Below are 15,931 nucleotides of genomic sequence, written 5' to 3' on the forward strand. Positions count from 1 at the left end.
CAAAAAAACGGCACCGAATCCGGTACCGTTTTTCTTGCCATGCGGCGAACTTACATGCCCACGTAGTTCGGGCCGCCGCCGCCTTCCGGCGTCACCCAGACGATGTTCTGCGTGGGATCCTTGATGTCGCAGGTCTTGCAGTGCACGCAGTTCTGCGCATTGATCTGCAGGCGTTCCTTGCCGTCTTCGTTCTGCACGAACTCGTACACGCCGGCCGGGCAGTATCGGCTTTCGGGGCCGGCAAACTTGTCCCAGTTGACGTTGACGGGGACGCTGGCATCCTTGAGCGTCAGGTGGGCCGGCTGGTTTTCCTCATGGTTGGTGTTGCTGATGAACACCGAGCTGAGGCGGTCGAAGGTCAGCTTGCCGTCCGGCTTGGGATAAGCGATCTGCGGGCACTCGGCCGCTGGCTTGAGGTAGACGTGGTCGGGCTTTTCGCGGTGGATGGTCCAGGGCGGGTTGCGGATGCCCAGCTTGGGCAGCAGCCATTGCTCGATGCCGGTCATCAGCGTGGCGGTGGTGCGGCCCTTCTTGAACCACTGCTTGAAGTTCTTGGCTTGCAGCAGTTCCTTGTGCAGCCAGCTGTTCTCGAAGGCGGTCGGGTAGGCCGCGAGTTCGTCGTGCTGGCGGCCGGCCTGCAGCGCATCGTAGGCGGCTTCGGCGGCCATCATGCCGGTCTTGATGGCGGCGTGGCTGCCCTTGATGCGCGAGGCGTTGAGGTAGCCGGCGTCGCAGCCGACCAGGGCGCCACCCGGGAATACGGTCTTGGGCAGCGACAGCAGGCCGCCTGCCGTGATGGCGCGCGCGCCGTAGCTGATGCGCTTGCCGCCTTCGAAATACTTGCGGATTTCCGGGTGCGTCTTGAAGCGCTGGAATTCCTCGAAGGGAGACAGCCAGGGGTTGGTGTAGTCCAGGCCTACCACGAAGCCCACCGCGACCTTGTTGTCTTCCATGTGGTACAGGAAGGAGCCGCCGTAGGTGGCCGGGTCCAGCGGCCAGCCGGCGGTGTGCACCACCAGGCCTGGCTGGTGCTTGGCGGGATCGATCTCCCACAGCTCTTTGAGGCCGATGCCGTAGCTTTGCGGATCCTTGCCGTCGTCGAGCTTGTATTTCGCGATCAACTGCTTGCCCAGGTGGCCGCGCGAGCCTTCGGCGAAGATGGTGTACTTGGCGTGCAGCTCCATGCCGAGCTGGAAGTTCTCGGTAGGCTCGCCTTCCTTGTTGATGCCCAGGTTGCCGGTCGCCACGCCCTTGACGGAGCCGTCGTCGTTGTAGAGCACTTCGGCAGCGGGGAAGCCGGGGAAGATCTCGACGCCCAGGCCTTCGGCCTGCTGCCCCAGCCAGCGCGTGAAGTTGGACAGGCTGATGATGTAGTTGCCGTGGTTGTGGAAGCATTCCGGCAGCAGGGCGGACGGCGTGGCCTTGGAACCGGTTTCGTTGAGGAACAGGAACTTGTCTTCAGCGACCGGTTGGTTCAGCGGGGCGCCGAGTTCCTTCCAGTTGGGGATCAGCTCGTTCAGCGCACACGGGTCCATGATGGCGCCGGACAGGATGTGGGCGCCGGGTTCGGAGCCCTTCTCCAGCACGCAGACATTGACCTCGGTGCCTTTCTCCTGGGCGAGTTGCTTCAGGCGGATGGCGGTTGCCAGGCCGGCGGGGCCGCCGCCAACGATGACTACGTCGTATTCCATGGCCTCGCGGGGGCCGTACTGCTCCAGGAGCTGTTGCTGATTCATTGTCTCTAACCCTCTATTCTTGGCAACTTGCGCGCAATTGTGGGAAATGCCGTGTTCGTGGTACCGGGGATGCGATGATCGGGGGGAACTTGGGGCAGGGGCGGGGCGGCGCGGGCGCTAAATCGTGGCTGCCATGCGCGTTTTTCCTCTTTCCCTTTGTGGCCCGAGTTCTTAGAATCTCCGGCATTGTCCGGGACTCGCCATGGTCAGGCAAGATTTTTTTGGAACGACCGTTCTTTTTTTGATATGCTGCCTTCGGTTTCAGCAGGCAGATTTCGCGAGGAGCGCCCGTTGGCCGTGGCCATGGCAGGCGGCGCCGGGGGCTCCCGAACATAGAGGCCATTATGGGTTTGTCGATCAATCTGGAAGGCAAGGTCGCGCTGGTGACAGGCGCTTCAAGCGGTCTGGGCACGCGGTTTGCCCACGTCCTGGCGAGCGCCGGCGCCAAGGTCATCCTGGCGTCTCGGCGCACCGAGCGGCTCAAGGAGCTGCGTGCCGCGATCGAGGCCGAGGGCGGCAGCGCGCACGTGGTGCAGCTCGACGTGACCGACCACGACAGCATCCGCTCGGCGGTGGCGCATGCCGAGACCGAGGCCGGTGCGATCGACATCCTGGTCAATAACTCGGGCGTCTCCACCACCCAGCGCCTGACCGACGTGACCCCCGACGACTTCGATTTCGTCTTTGACACCAATACCCGGGGCGCTTTCTTCGTGGCGCAGGAAGTGGCCAAGCGCATGATTGCGCGCGCCAAGGGCGCCGAGAAGAACGGCAATCCGCTGCCGCAGTCACGCATCGTCAATATCGCGTCGGTCGCCGGGCTCAAGGTGCTGTCGCAGATCGGCGTGTACTGCATGAGCAAGGCCTCGGTGGTGCACATGACCAAGTCGATGGCGCTGGAATGGGCGCGCCATGGCATCAACGTCAACGCCATCTGCCCCGGCTATATCGATACCGATATCAACCACCACCATTGGGACACCGACGCCGGCCAGAAACTGATCCAGATGCTGCCCCGCAAGCGCGTGGGCAAGCCCGAGGACCTGGACGGCCTGCTGTTGCTGCTGGCGTCCGACCAGTCGGCATTCATCAACGGCGCGATCATCACCGCCGACGACGGCATGGTGTGACCGTCGCAAGGGGCGGCGCACCCTTGCGTGCGCTTGCCGGCAGGTCGGCCCTGGCCCGCGCCAAAAGCGGGGCGGGGCCCGCGATTCTCGGTCCCCGGGCTTATCCGGTCCCCTTGGGCACCTTGCGGAATCGATGACCTGCCGGGTCGCCCCAATGGCCCGATAGCCGCCAGTTGGCGCGAGCCAGCGCGGGGCGCATGGGTGCCCCTGTCCAACAGGCGCGACGCGCGCAATGGAGCAAAAGTTCCCGCGCGTTCTGCAAGTCTTGGCATAATCCGCCATGTCTTGAGATTAAGTCTTTACATAATTCAAAGAGAAAATCCGCGCGCAGCCTGCGGCGCCGCGCGGACCGGACCGGAGGCCGGGGAGATGCAAGCAGAACAGGAGGGGCGGCGCGATGCCGACCCAAAACACGTCACGGCCATGCCGGACGAGACTGGCGCCAGCCAGCAAGAGGACAGCGGCTTCAAGGTATCGCCGCGGATTGAAGACTGGGTTGGCGTGATCGTCATGGTGCTGCTGGTGTGCATCACCTTCGCCAACGTGGTGGTCCGTTATTTCACTGATGAATCGTTTGCCTGGACCGAGGAATTCTCGGTCTTCCTGATGATCGTGCTGGCCCTCGTGGCAGGCAGCGCGGCCGTGGCGCGCGACCGCAACATCCGCATCGAGTTCTTCTTCGATCGCGGCAGCGCGGCACGGCAGCGGCGCCTGGCGGTGCTATCGGCGGTGGCCGTTGCGGTCATGTTCATCGCGCTGGCGGTGCTGGGCGCTCGCGTGGCGTGGGACGAATACACGTTTGGCGAGACCTCGCCGGGCATTGGCGTGCCTAGCTGGTGGTACTCGGTCTGGCTGCCGGTGCTGTCCGCCGCCATCGCGCTGCGGGCGCTCGGCGTAGCGGTGCGCAACCTGCGCGCGCTCAAGGCCCTGCATGCCGAGCGCCTGAATGGCGTGGCGGCTTCGGAGGCCGCGCCATGACGCTGATTGCCATTACCTTGTTCGTGGTGTTCCTTGGCCTGATGATGCTGGGCGTGCCGATCGGCGTGTCGCTGGGTCTCGGCGGCCTGGTGGCGATCGGCCTGTCCAACCTTGACACCCAGATGTTCGGCCTGCTGGCCGTGCCGCAGAATTTCTACGCCGGCCTGGGCAAGTACCCGCTGCTGGCGATCCCGATGTTCGTGCTGGTCGGCTCGATCTTCGACCGTTCCGGCGTGGCGCAGCGACTGGTGACCTTTGCCATTGCCATCGTCGGGCGCGGTCCCGGCATGCTGCCGCTGGTGGCCATCCTGGTCGCGATGTTCCTGGGCGGCATCTCCGGCTCCGGCCCGGCCAATGCGGCCGCGGTGGGCGGGGTGATGATCGCGGCGATGTCGCGGGCCGGCTATCCCGGCGCGTACAGCGCGGCCGTGGTTGGCGCTGCCGCCGCGACCGATATCCTGATCCCGCCGTCCGTTGCGTTCATCATCTACAGCGTGCTGGTGCCCGGCGCCTCGGTGCCGGCACTGTTCGCCGCCGGCATGATCCCCGGCATCCTGGCCGGCGTGGCGCTGATCGTGCCGGCCGTCTGGCTGGCGCGCAAGCACAATATGGGCGCCATCGAGGCCGGCTTGCCGCGTCCGCCGTTCTGGAAGAGCCTGCGCGAAGCGGCCTGGGGCCTGGTCGCGCCGTTCCTGATCCTGGGCGGCATGCGCGCGGGCTGGTTCACGCCGACCGAAGCCGCCGTGGTGGCGGTGGTCTACGGCCTGTTCGTCGGCATGGTGATCTACCGCAGCATCGGCATGCGCGATTTGTTCGTGATCTTCCAGGAGGCGGCGGAGACTTCCGCAGTGATCCTGCTGGTGGTGGCGCTGGCCGGCATTTTTGCCTACGCGCTGTCCACGCTGGGCGTGATCGATCCGCTGGCCAATGCCATCGCGCATTCGGGACTGGGCGAATACGGCGTGCTGGCGCTGATCGTGGCCTTGCTGATGACGGTGGGGATGTTCCTCGACGGCATCTCGATCTTCCTGATCTTCGTGCCGCTGCTGCTGCCGATCGCCAATGCCTTCCACTGGAACCCGGTGTGGTTCGGCGTGGTGCTGACGCTCAAGGTGGCGCTCGGCCAGTTCACGCCGCCGCTGGCGGTGAACCTGATGGTCTCGTGCCGGATCGCGCGCGTGCGCATGGAAGAGACCGTGCCCTGGGTGGTGTGGATGCTGCTGGCGATGTTCGTCGCCATGCTGATGGTGCTGGCCTTCCCGCCGCTGGCGACCTGGCTGCCTGACTACCTCGGTTATTGAAGTATCGACGTATTGACGTATTGACGTATTGAAGTCTTCGTTGCCCATAAGAAACACACAACAGATCCTGAGAGGAGAGAACGCATGAAACGTCGTGCCTTGATGCTGTCGCTGGCAGCTACCATCGCTGCTGCCGCCCTCGCGCCCGCTGGCGCCATGGCGCAGAGCTACAAAGCCGAATACAAGATGTCGCTGGTGCTCGGCCCGGCCTTCCCGTGGGGTAAAGGCGGCGAGATCTGGGCTGACCTGGTGCGCCAGCGCACCAGCGGCCGCATCAACATCAAGCTGTACCCGGGCACCTCGCTGGTGGCCGGCGACCAGACCCGCGAATTCTCGGCGATCCGCCAGGGGTGATTGACATGGCGGTCGGCTCGACCATCAACTGGTCGCCGCAGGTCAAGGAACTGAACCTGTTCTCGCTGCCGTTCCTGATGCCCGACTACAAGGCACTTGATGCGCTTACGCAAGGCGAAGTCGGCAAGTCGATCTTCGCGACCCTGGACAAGTCCGGTGTGGTGCCGCTGGCCTGGGGCGAGAACGGCTTTCGCGAAGTCTCCAACTCCAAGCGCGAAATCCGCAAGCCGGAAGACTTGAAGGGCATGAAGCTGCGTGTGGTGGGCTCGCCGCTGTATATCGAGACCTTCAATGCGCTCGGCGCCAACCCGACCCAGATGAGCTGGGCCGACGCGCAGCCGGCCATGGCCTCGGGCGCGGTGGATGGCCAGGAAAATCCGCAATCGGTGTTCGCAGCCGCCAAGCTCTACACGGTGGGCCAGAAGTACGTGACCACCTGGGGCTACGTGGCCGACCCGCTGATCTTCGTGGTCAACAAGCAGATCTGGGAAAGCTGGACCCCGGCCGACCGCGAGATCGTCAAGCAAGCTGCCATCGACGCCGGCAAGCAGGAAACGGCACTGGCCCGCAAGGGCCTGGTGGAGGAGGGCGCGCCGGGCTGGAAGGACATGGAAACCCATGGCGTCAAGGTTTCGCAACTGACGCCGGCTGAGCACGACGCCTTCCGCAAGGCTACCGGCAAGGTCTATGAGAAGTGGAAGAAGCAGATCGGCGTGGAGCTGGTGAGCAAGGCGGAAGCCTCCATCGCCAAGCGCTGAGCCGGGGCCGGAGCGCTGGGGGCGGCGTCAACGCTCCCCCACCGCCCGGGGGTGTTGCGGGAATGGCACATGCTGGCAATTGTTACAAAACGCGGCCTGAGGCGGGCAAGCTTGTTACAATCCGCGATCGGCGGGGTGCGCGAAGCGCATCATCGCCCAGTTTGGGTGTCGCATGGCGCACCCCGATTTTCTTGAACCATCGTGCCTGTCCAAGCCGGAACGCCATGTTGAATCATTCCTGCCGCGCCCCTTGCTTGCCAGCCTCATCGGCTTGGCCCTGTCCTTGTCCGCCTCCGGCGTACTGGCAGCGGGCGAGCCCATACCTCCCTTCGCCGCACCGGCGCCGCTGACGGCCATCGTTAGCGGTCCCCAGGCCTCCGCCTCGTCACTGGGGCTGGTATCGGAGCTCCAGCAGCGCCTGCGCGACCGGTCGGTGCGTGAGCTGCGCACCAGCTACAACGGCGATTACGGCACCACGCTGATGCTGGCGGACGACCAGGTGGTTTGCTACGTGGCGCTGTTCTACCAGAAGAACCTGTGGCGGGTGTTCCGTTTCGAATCGATCGGCCCGGCCGAGCAGGCTTATCGCCAGGTGACCCAGCAAAGTGCAACCTGGGCCAGCGACGATATCCGCCGCCAGGTGCTGGCTTCGCAGAAGCGGGCATTCGACAAGGCTTTGCAGGAAACCGAGGCGCGCGCCAATGCGCTCAATGAGGATGTGCGCGTGATGCAGGCACAGCGCCAGCGCATCGCCGAGGAGCAGAAGGCGTCGCGCGCCGAGGTCCAGAGCGCGGAAATCGAAAGCCGTGCCTCGCGTATCCGCCTGGAGCAGCTGCAGCAACAGATTCGCCGCATGGAGTCGTCGCTGGCGGACTCCGGCCTCGCCGTTCCCGGCCAGGTGCCGGATGGCAACCGCCCGGCCCGCCGCCAGTAAGGCACTTTGCCATGCCGGCGGCCCGCGCCGCCGGTTGTCCGGTCTTTCTCCTGCGGCCAGGATGGCCCACGCTCGCCCCCGTTCCTTGTCACGCACTTGCGTGCAGGTCCCGATTGAGGAATTTTCCGTACCCAGAAAGAGATCCGTCTGATTTCTCCGCAGGGACTGCGGCGCTATGATTTTTCGCTGACCCGCTATCGCTCGGATAGGCCGGCGCGGCCGGGTCTCGCATGCGCTGTAGAGGTGAGCCGTGTCTCGTTTCCCCGTGTCCCGTTCCCCATACCCGTCTCCATCTCCGCCTCCCACGCTCGATGTGCCGCCCCCGTGGGGGACGAGTTTCGATGTGCGCGATACGCTGAAGACATTGCGCAGCGAGGCCATCCGGGACCATCTCGCGGCCACGGCGCCTGTCCATGCCCAGGCATTGCGCCGCGAACGCCAGCGGGGAATGGCCACCGGCGCCCTCGGCGGTGCTGCGGCCGTGCTGCTCGCATGGTTCGCCGCGGTCATGCTGGCGAGCCCTGAGCCCAGGCCCAAGCCCAATCCGTTGGCCGCTTCGGCAGCGGCCGAAGCGCAGGCCGACATCCCGGCGGCCGTGGCAGCGGAGGCTCCGCTCGCGCCGCCCGAGCCTTTCGCGCCCTCGCTGGCGGAAAGCGCCAGCCCGCAGGCCGCCCCGTCCGCCATCGACGAACCCATGATCATGGACCCGCGGGACCGGGTGCGGGTCCGTGAAAGCCGCGCACTGGGCATGGTGGCGTTGCCGGACGCCCATGCGGCGCCCCGCACGCAAGCGGTTGCCCTTGCGGCGCCGCCATCCAGGCGGCCCCGCGCCGCGCCCGTCCTGGCCGCCCCGGCCGCATACGCCAGCAGCATCCTGCATCCGCGCGCCGAGGCCGGCGACCCGCCGCTTCCCCCGCGCCGGATATCGACCTGCGCCCGAACGCGGTGGCCTTCCTGCCGCCCGAAATGGGCTTCGAACTCCCCGGGCACGCCCGCTTGATCGACAATTGATGGACGACTGAGACGGCATGCCTGGCTCGGCGCGGCGGAACCGTCGTTTCCGCCGAGAGGAAACGGCGCGTCGCCGTGGTAGGCTCGGGTGCATGAAACCCGTATTCACTCTGCGCATGCCCATCCGGTGGGGCGACATGGACGCCATGGGCCATGTCAACAACACGGTCTACTTCCGCTACCTGGAACAGGCGCGCATCGCCTGGTTCGAGTCGCTTGGCCACGGCGGCAAGGATGCCAGCGGTTGCGGGCCGGTCATCATCAACGCCCACATGAGCTTCCTGAAGCAGTTGCGCTATCCCGGGGATATCGAATGCCGGATGTTTGCCGGCGAGCTGGGCCGCACGAGCTTCGAGACCCGCATGGAGATACTGCGCACCGACCAGCCGGACGTGGTGTATGCCGAGGGCGGCGCCAAGGTGGTCTGGTGCGACTACGAGGCCGAGAAATCGGTGCCCGTGCCGGCGGCGCTCCGGGCGCTGATGGAGTAGGGCAGTGGCACTGGTCCGCGGACTAGTGGTTGACCAGGCGCTGCACCAGGTCGACCGAGGTATGGGCCCCGTATTTCTTCATCAGCCGGGCCCGGTAGATGTCCACCGTGCGCGGGCTGATGGACAGCAGCTTGCCGATCTGCTTGCTGGTCTTGCCGTCCACCAGCTGCGCGGCGATGTCGCGCTCGCGCGCCGTCAGCTCGGCGGTGACCGGGCGCTTCTGCGAAAGGTCCTCGAAAGTCCAGATGCCGGCGCCCAGCGGCTGCCGGCGGTCCAGCGCGCGCCCGGTGACATGGCACCAGAACAGGTCGCCGCCGGCGCGCTTCATGATGCGCTCGTCGGAGTAGGTGCCCTTGGCGTTCATGATCGGCACGATGCGCGCGCCGGTGCGCTCGAACTCATCGGCGGTGGGATAGAGTACCTGGAACGACTCGCCGATCAGGGCGGCCCGGGTGGTGCCAAAGATGCGGCAGAGCTCGTCGTTGCAATCCTCGATCATGCGCTCGCGCGACAGCACGAGGCCGACCGGGGCGAGCTGGAAGGCGGTCTGGTAGTCGATAGCGGGCATTTGCTTATGTAATTGTACGTATTGGCGTGGGATGCAACGCTTGCGTATGCTGTCGGACGGTTGGCAGCCGGACGATCTCCGTCCGATTGTACCGTTACAATTTCCCTGCGTGACTCGCCGGCATCACCCGGAGGCGGGCGCAATGACAGGAAATCACCGAGGAAGGAGCAAACATGAACAAGGTCTACGCCAGCGCCGCGGAGGCGCTCGCGGGCGTCGTTCGCGACGGCCAGACGATCGCGGTTGGCGGTTTCGGTCTGTGCGGCATCCCGGAGGCGCTGATTGCCGCGCTGCGCGACAGCGGCGCCAAGCAGCTCACCTGCATCTCGAACAACGCCGGTGTCGACGGTTTCGGCCTGGGCCTGCTGCTCGCTACGCGCCAGATCAAGAAGATGATTTCGTCGTACGTGGGCGAGAACAAGGAGTTCGAGCGCCAGTACCTGGCCGGCGAACTGGAGCTGGAGTTCACCCCGCAGGGCACGCTGGCCGAGAAGCTGCGCGCCGGCGGCTCGGGCATCCCGGCCTTTTTCACCAAGACCGGCGTGGGCACCATCGTGGCCGACGGCAAGGAAATCCGCGAGTTCGATGGCCAGCAGTACGTGATGGAGCGCGCGCTGACCGCCGACGTGGCCCTGGTCAAGGCCTACAAGGCGGATCGCGCCGGCAACCTGGTGTTCCGCCGCACCGCGCGCAACTTCAACCCGATGTGCGCGATGGCGGGCAAGGTCACCATCGTCGAGGTCGAGCACCTGGTCGATACCGGCACGCTGGATCCGGATGAGGTCCACACCCCGGGCATCTTCGTGCAGCGCATCGTGCTGAACGCCAACCCCGAGAAACGCATCGAGCAGCGCACCGTGCGTGCCGCGGGCTAAGGAGAAACATCATGGCATGGACACGTGACGAAATGGCGGCGCGCGCCGCGAGCGAGCTGCAGGATGGCTTCTATGTGAACCTGGGCATCGGCCTGCCGACGCTGGTGGCCAACCATGTCCCGCAAGGCATGGAAGTGTGGCTGCAATCCGAGAACGGCCTGCTGGGCATCGGCCCGTTCCCGACCGAGGCCGAGGTCGACGCCGACATGATCAACGCCGGCAAGCAGACCGTGACCACCCTGCCGGGCTCGTCGATCTTCTCCTCGGCGGATTCCTTCGGGATGATTCGCGGTGGCCATATCAACCTGGCCATCCTGGGCGCCATGCAGGTCAGCGAGAAGGGCGACCTGGCCAACTGGATGATCCCGGGCAAGATGGTCAAGGGCATGGGCGGCGCGATGGACCTGGTGGCCGGCGTGGGCCGCGTGGTGGTGCTGATGGAACACACCGCCAAGAAGAAGGACGGCAGCGAGGACATCAAGATCCTGGCGTCGTGCGCGTTGCCGCTGACCGGCGTGGGCGTGGTCAACCGCATCATCACGGACCTCGGCGTGATCGACGTGACCGAAGCCGGCCTCAAGCTGGTGGAGACCGCGCCGGGCGTGAGCCGTGAGGAGATCCAGAGCAAGACGGGCGCACCGCTGCTCTGATCCGCTGCTGCCGTAGTAAAAAACCCCGCGAGCTTGCGTTCGCGGGTTTTTTATTCACGGCGCCTGAGCGCCTTGGCCATTGTCAGGTGCTGCGCTTGTTGTAGCTGGCGAAGACCGATGCGCCACCATCGGCGCGGACCAGCAGGACATCGAACGGGTCCTTGCGCGAGCCCTGTTCCATGCCCGGCGAGCCGACCGGCATGGCGGGCACCGCCAGGCCCACGGCCTTGGGCTTGCTGGCCACCAGCCGCTTGATGTCGGCAGCGGGCACGTGGCCTTCGACCGCATAGCCTGCGATGCGGCCGGTATGGCAGGAGCCGAAGCGCTCGGGAATGCCGAAGCGGGCGCGATAGACGCCGGTGTCTTCCACGTCGCGCACGGTCACGGCAAAGCCGTTCGCGCGCAGGTGCTCGACCCAGCCCTCGCAGCAGCCGCATTGCGGGCTCTTGTAGACCTCGATGGCGAGCGGTGCCGCGGCGGCACTCGCGCCGGCGCGCAGCCCCAGCGAGACGGTGGCGCCCATGGCCAGGGCGCGGAGAAAGTGGCGTCGTTGCATGGTTTGTGGTTTTCCTGTCATTGCGCTCCTTGCGCTCATTGCGCCACCCAGCCGCCATCCATGTTCCAGGCCGCGCCGCGCACCTGGCGGGCCGCGTCGCTGGCCAGGAACACGGCCAGCGCGCCAAGCTCGTCGGGGGTGACGAACTGGCCGGAAGGCTGCTTCTCAATCACCAGTTCGTGCTTGGCCTGCTCAACGGGAATGCCGTCCTTCTGGGCGCGCGCTTCCACCTGCTTTTGCACCAGTGGGGTCAGCACCCAGCCCGGGCAGATCGCATTGGCGGTCACGCCAGTCTGCGCGGTTTCCAGCGCGGTGACCTTGGTCAGGCCGACGATGCCGTGCTTGGCGGCCACGTAGGCGGATTTCTGCGCGGAGGCCACCAGCCCGTGGGCGGAGGCGATATTGATGATGCGGCCCCAGTCCTTGCGCTTCATGCCGGGCAGGGCGAGGCGGGTGGTGTGGAAGGCGGAGGTCAGGTTGATGGCGATGATCGCGTCCCCGCGCTCGGGCGGGAAATCCTCGATATTGGCCACGTGCTGGATGCCGGCGTTATTGACCAGGATGTCGGCGCCGCCGAATTCCGCATCGGCGTAGCGCATCATGTCCTCGATCTCGGCGGACTTGCTCATGTCCGCGCCGTGATAGCCCACGCGGATACCCGCGCCGGCCTGCGCGATCTCGCGCTTGGCGGCGTCCGAGTCGCCGAAGCCGTTGACGATGATGTTGGCGCCCTGGGCGGCGAGCGCATGAGCGATGCCGAGCCCGATACCGCTGGTGGAACCCGTGACCAGTGCCGTCTTGCCTTTAAGCATGTTTGCCTCTTCGTCGGAGTGTTTTGGACGTTGGATTTGGACTGCGCGAAGGACCCGTCGCGCGCCAGCGGCAAAGGCATGGCGGCGAGAACCCCGATGCTGTGGCATTGTAACTGCTGCAGCGTACAATCCACCTTTGCCCAACCTGGGCGCCGCCATGCCGGCGGCGCCGTTCTTGCTACCGTCTTGCCAGGGAGTTCAGATGTCGTCAGTCAGTCCGCGCCTCGGCTTCGTCCAGTGCATCAGCCCGGCGGGCCTTCACCGCATGGCCTATCACGAATGGGGCGAGCCCACCAATCCCCGGGTGCTGATGTGCGTGCATGGCCTGACGCGCACCGGCCGTGACTTCGACACGGTGGCCGCCGCCTTGTGCGGCGAGTACCGCGTGGTGTGCCCCGACGTGGTCGGGCGCGGCCGCTCGGACTGGCTCGCGGACCCGCGCCGCTACGTGGTGCCGCAGTATGTGTCCGATATGGTCACCCTGATCGCGCGGCTCAATGTCGAGCAGCTCGACTGGTTCGGCACCTCGATGGGCGGCCTGATCGGCATGGGCCTGGCGGGGCTGCCCAAGTCGCCGGTGCGCAAGCTGCTGCTCAACGACGTGGGCCCGCGCATTGCCGCCTCGGCGGTGGAGCGGATCGGCGCTTACCTGGGCCTGCCGGTGCGCTTCAAGACCTTCGAGGAAGGCCTGGCGTACCTGCAGACCATCAGCGCGTCTTTTGGCCGTCACACGCCCGAGCAATGGCGCGAGCTCAACGGCGCCATCCTCAAGCCGGTGCAGGGTGCCGAAGGCCTGGAATGGGGCTTGCATTACGATCTGGCGATGGCGCTGCCGTTCCGCGAAACCACGCCCGAGCAGGTGAGCGCTGGCGAAGTGGCGCTGTGGCAGATGTTCGAGGCCATCCAGGCGCCCACGCTGGTGGTGCGCGGCGCGCAGTCCGACCTGCTCACGCGCGAGACGGTGGCGGAGATGGTGGCGCGCGGGCGCAACGTGACCTCGGTGGAGGTGCCGGATGTGGGGCATGCCCCGACGTTCATCGATCCCGCGCAAGTGGTCATCGCCAAGCAGTTTTTCCTGGGTGCGGCCTGAGGTTTGAAGCCTGATGCGGCCGCGGCCCGGATCCGATGCCTTTGATGTTTTACCCGACGACTAAAGTATTGCCATGAGTACCAATGAACTGAAGCGCGCCCATGTGGGCAAGCGCCTGTCCGAATACGCGATCTACAACGGCGTGGTCTACCTCGCCGGCCAGGTGCCGGAAGTCGATCCCACCGCGGACCTGCGTGGCCAGACCGGCGAGGTGCTGGGCCATATCGAGCGCCTGCTGAACGAAGCCGGCAGCGACAAGAGCCGGATTCTCTCGTGCCAGATCTTCCTCACCGACGTCGACCAGATCGGCATCATGAACGAGGTCTGGGACGAGTGGGTGGTGCAGGGCAATACGCCCCCGCGCGCCACCGTGGAGGCACGCCTGGCCAATCCGCAATACCTGATCGAAGTGGTGGTCACCGCCGCGCTCAAGTGAGGCCGGGGCAGCGAGATGGTGACGTCGACTGACCTGACCGGGCAGATTGCCGGCACGCCCGATGCCGGGCTGGTGGAGCGCGCCCTGGCGTTCGTGCGCGAGCGCGGCAGCGCCGCGTTGCTGCCCACCGGCGAAACCGTGCTCTCGCATGCCGAGGGCATGCTGCGCATTCTCGATGGCCTGCGCGTCGATGATGCTGCGCGCGCGGCGGCCTGCCTGTTTGCGCTGGCCGCGTTCGTGCCTGGCAGCGAGGTGGAAATCGAGCCGCTCTTCGGCGAAGAGGTGGCGGGGCTCGTCAAGGGCGTGCGGCAGTTGTTGCGCATCGGCGCGATCGCGGTGGGCCACAGCGGCGCGCCCGAGACCACCAAGGACGAAATCGCCGCGCGCCAGGAGCAGGTGGAGGCGCTGCGCAAGATGCTGCTGGCCTTCGCGCAGGACATCCGCGTGGTGCTGGTACGCCTCGCCTCGCGCCTGCAGACGCTGCGCTGGCTGGCGCAGGTCAAGGCGCAGCCGCTGCCGGGCGTCGCGCGCGAAACGCTGGACATCTACGCGCCACTGGCCAACCGGCTGGGGATCTGGCAGATGAAGTGGGAGCTGGAGGACCTGGCCTTCCGCTTCGAGCAACCCGACACCTACAAGCGCATCGCGCGGCTGCTCGACGAAAAGCGCATCGAGCGCGAAGGCTATATCGCCAGCGCCATCGCGCGGCTGCAGTCCGAGCTGGCATCGGCCGACATCCGTGCCGAGGTGAGCGGGCGCCCCAAGCATATCTACAGCATCTGGAAGAAGATGCGCGGCAAGGAGCTCGACTTTGCCGATCTCTACGACGTGCGCGCGTTTCGCGTGATCGTCGAGGACATCAAGGATTGCTACACCGTGCTGGGCATCGTGCACCATATCTGGCAGCCGATCCCGCGCGAGTTCGATGACTATATTTCCCGGCCCAAGTCGAACGGCTACAAGTCGCTGCACACGGTGGTGATCGGCGACGACGGGCGCGCCTTCGAGGTGCAGATCCGCACCCAGGAGATGCATCACTTCGCCGAGTACGGCGTGGCCGCGCACTGGCGCTACAAGGAAGCGGGCAGCAAGGGCTATAGTGGCCAGTTCTCCGCCAGCGAGCGCTACGACGAGAAGATCGCCTGGCTGCGCCAGCTGCTGGCGTGGAAGGACGACGCCGATCATTCGGTGGCGCACGACGAGTCGCCGTGGGAGCAGCTCAAGCACGCGGCCATCGACGACCACATCTATGTGCTGACGCCACAGGCGCGCGTGGTGGCGCTGCCGCAGGGCGCCACGCCGGTGGATTTTGCGTATTACCTGCATACGGACCTCGGCCATCGCTGCCGCGGCGCACGCGTGGATGGCACCATGGTGCCGCTGAACACGCCGCTCAAGAACGGGCAGACGGTGGACATCATCGCCGTCAAGCAGGGCGGGCCATCGCGCGACTGGCTCAACGCGGAACTGGGCTACCTGGCCAGCCCACGGGCGCGCGCCAAGGTGCGGGCCTGGTTCAATGCGCTGGACTCGCAGGAGACCATGTCGCAAGGCCGCGCGCTGATCGACAAGACCTTGCAGCGCGAGGGCAAGACCGCGGTCAACCTGGATGACCTTGCCACGCGGCTCGGCTTCAAGACGCCGGACGATTTGTTCGCCGCGGTCGCCAAGGATGAGTTCAGCCTGCGGCATGTGGAGCAGGCGCTGCGGCACCCCGAGGGCGAAGCCGCGGTGGTGCAGAGCGAGGAAGAGGCCGTCACCAAGAAGAGCCGCGCCACCAGCGTGGCGCGCGGCGCCAAGAGCGGCGTGCTGGTGGTGGGCGTGGATTCGCTGCTCACGCAGATGTCCAAATGCTGCAAACCCGCACCGCCGGACGAGATCGTGGGCTTTGTCACGCGCGGGCGCGGCGTCTCCATTCATCGCCGCACCTGCCACACCTTCGGGCAGCTCTCGGCGCGCGCGCCGGAGCGCGTGATCCATACCGAGTGGGGCAAGCGCAGCGATGCCGTGTATCCGGTCGACATCCAGGTGGAGGCGATCGACCGGCAAGGGCTGCTGCGCGACATCTCCGAAGTGCTGTCGCGCGAGAAGATCAACGTCACCGGCGTGAAGACGCTATCGAGCAAAGGCGTCGCGCGGATGCAGTTCACCGCCGAGGTTTCGGAGGCCACGCAACTGCAGCGCGCACTCGGTTTGATCGAAGATGTGGTGGGGGTCTTGCAGGCGAAAAGAAAGTGATGCTATACTTTCG

General features: G+C 66.0%; 15 protein-coding genes and 1 pseudogene. 12 read left to right on the top strand and 4 right to left on the bottom strand.

Going from position 1 to position 15,931, the window contains the following annotated elements:
- Positions 1–50 precede the first annotated feature (50 nt).
- Positions 51–1,736 carry an electron transfer flavoprotein-ubiquinone oxidoreductase gene (locus OMK73_RS35955; protein WP_267606177.1) on the bottom strand — a complete coding sequence of 562 codons (1,686 nt, stop codon included), beginning with the start codon at positions 1,734–1,736 and terminating at the stop codon, positions 51–53.
- 344 nt (positions 1,737–2,080) lie between these two features.
- Between OMK73_RS35955 and OMK73_RS35960 the strand changes: the two genes are divergently transcribed.
- The 7 genes and pseudogenes from OMK73_RS35960 to OMK73_RS35990 all read left to right on the top strand — a co-directional run bounded on the left by OMK73_RS35960 (position 2,081) and on the right by OMK73_RS35990 (position 8,693).
- Complete coding sequence (locus tag OMK73_RS35960; RefSeq protein ID WP_267606178.1) at positions 2,081–2,866, top strand: SDR family oxidoreductase; 786 nt, start codon at positions 2,081–2,083, stop codon at positions 2,864–2,866.
- Between the two features lie 369 nt (positions 2,867–3,235).
- Positions 3,236–3,844: a TRAP transporter small permease gene (locus OMK73_RS35965; RefSeq protein ID WP_267606179.1), complete on the top strand. Its 609-nt coding sequence runs from the start codon at positions 3,236–3,238 to the stop codon at positions 3,842–3,844.
- Positions 3,841–5,145, top strand: coding sequence for a TRAP transporter large permease (locus OMK73_RS35970; protein WP_267606180.1), 1,305 nt, complete (start codon positions 3,841–3,843; stop codon positions 5,143–5,145). The genes OMK73_RS35965 and OMK73_RS35970 overlap by 4 nt, the downstream gene beginning before the upstream one ends.
- An 84-nt stretch (positions 5,146–5,229) precedes the next feature.
- Positions 5,230–6,257: pseudogene (locus OMK73_RS35975) on the top strand (DctP family TRAP transporter solute-binding subunit).
- Positions 6,258–6,507: 250 nt separating this feature from the next.
- A complete protein-coding gene (locus OMK73_RS35980; RefSeq protein WP_267606181.1) occupies positions 6,508–7,191 on the top strand; it encodes a DUF2968 domain-containing protein in 684 nt (227 codons plus the stop codon).
- Positions 7,192–7,456: 265 nt separating this feature from the next.
- Positions 7,457–8,191, top strand: a complete 735-nt coding sequence (locus OMK73_RS35985; RefSeq protein WP_267606182.1) for a hypothetical protein — start codon at positions 7,457–7,459, stop codon at positions 8,189–8,191.
- Between the two features lie 103 nt (positions 8,192–8,294).
- A complete protein-coding gene (locus OMK73_RS35990) occupies positions 8,295–8,693 on the top strand; it encodes an acyl-CoA thioesterase (RefSeq protein ID WP_267606183.1) in 399 nt (132 codons plus the stop codon).
- 22 nt (positions 8,694–8,715) lie between these two features.
- On the opposite strand, the gene OMK73_RS35995 is transcribed toward OMK73_RS35990, so the two are convergent.
- Positions 8,716–9,261: a PAS and helix-turn-helix domain-containing protein gene (locus OMK73_RS35995; protein WP_267606184.1), complete on the bottom strand. Its 546-nt coding sequence runs from the start codon at positions 9,259–9,261 to the stop codon at positions 8,716–8,718.
- A 173-nt stretch (positions 9,262–9,434) separates the two neighbouring features.
- Between OMK73_RS35995 and OMK73_RS36000 the strand changes: the two genes are divergently transcribed.
- Both OMK73_RS36000 and OMK73_RS36005 read left to right on the top strand, forming a co-directional pair.
- Positions 9,435–10,136, top strand: a complete 702-nt coding sequence (locus OMK73_RS36000) for a CoA transferase subunit A (RefSeq protein WP_043345022.1) — start codon at positions 9,435–9,437, stop codon at positions 10,134–10,136.
- A gap of 11 nt (positions 10,137–10,147) precedes the next feature.
- Entirely contained in the window at positions 10,148–10,786 is a 639-nt protein-coding gene (locus tag OMK73_RS36005; RefSeq protein WP_267606185.1) for a CoA transferase subunit B, read from the top strand.
- 82 nt (positions 10,787–10,868) lie between these two features.
- Here the strand turns inward: OMK73_RS36005 and OMK73_RS36010 are convergent, their stop codons facing one another.
- A complete protein-coding gene (locus OMK73_RS36010) occupies positions 10,869–11,342 on the bottom strand; it encodes a DUF411 domain-containing protein (protein WP_267606186.1) in 474 nt (157 codons plus the stop codon).
- Positions 11,343–11,377: 35 nt separating this feature from the next.
- Entirely contained in the window at positions 11,378–12,154 is a 777-nt protein-coding gene (locus OMK73_RS36015) for a 3-hydroxybutyrate dehydrogenase (RefSeq protein ID WP_267606187.1), read from the bottom strand.
- Positions 12,155–12,356: 202 nt separating this feature from the next.
- Between OMK73_RS36015 and OMK73_RS36020 the strand changes: the two genes are divergently transcribed.
- From OMK73_RS36020 to OMK73_RS36030, 3 genes are all read left to right on the top strand, one after another.
- Positions 12,357–13,244 carry an alpha/beta fold hydrolase gene (locus OMK73_RS36020; RefSeq protein WP_267606188.1) on the top strand — a complete coding sequence of 296 codons (888 nt, stop codon included), beginning with the start codon at positions 12,357–12,359 and terminating at the stop codon, positions 13,242–13,244.
- Between the two features lie 73 nt (positions 13,245–13,317).
- The gene (locus OMK73_RS36025) at positions 13,318–13,680 is read left to right on the top strand and encodes a RidA family protein (protein ID WP_267606189.1); all 363 of its coding nucleotides are present in this window, start codon (positions 13,318–13,320) and stop codon (positions 13,678–13,680) included.
- A 15-nt stretch (positions 13,681–13,695) separates the two neighbouring features.
- On the top strand, positions 13,696–15,918 hold the full coding sequence (locus tag OMK73_RS36030) for a RelA/SpoT family protein (protein WP_267606190.1): 2,223 nt from the start codon (positions 13,696–13,698) through the stop codon (positions 15,916–15,918).
- Positions 15,919–15,931: the final 13 nt, after the last annotated feature.

Origin of the sequence: Cupriavidus sp. D39, from assembly GCF_026627925.1 — a bacterium.
Taxonomy (GTDB): domain Bacteria; phylum Pseudomonadota; class Gammaproteobacteria; order Burkholderiales; family Burkholderiaceae; genus Cupriavidus; species Cupriavidus ulmosensis.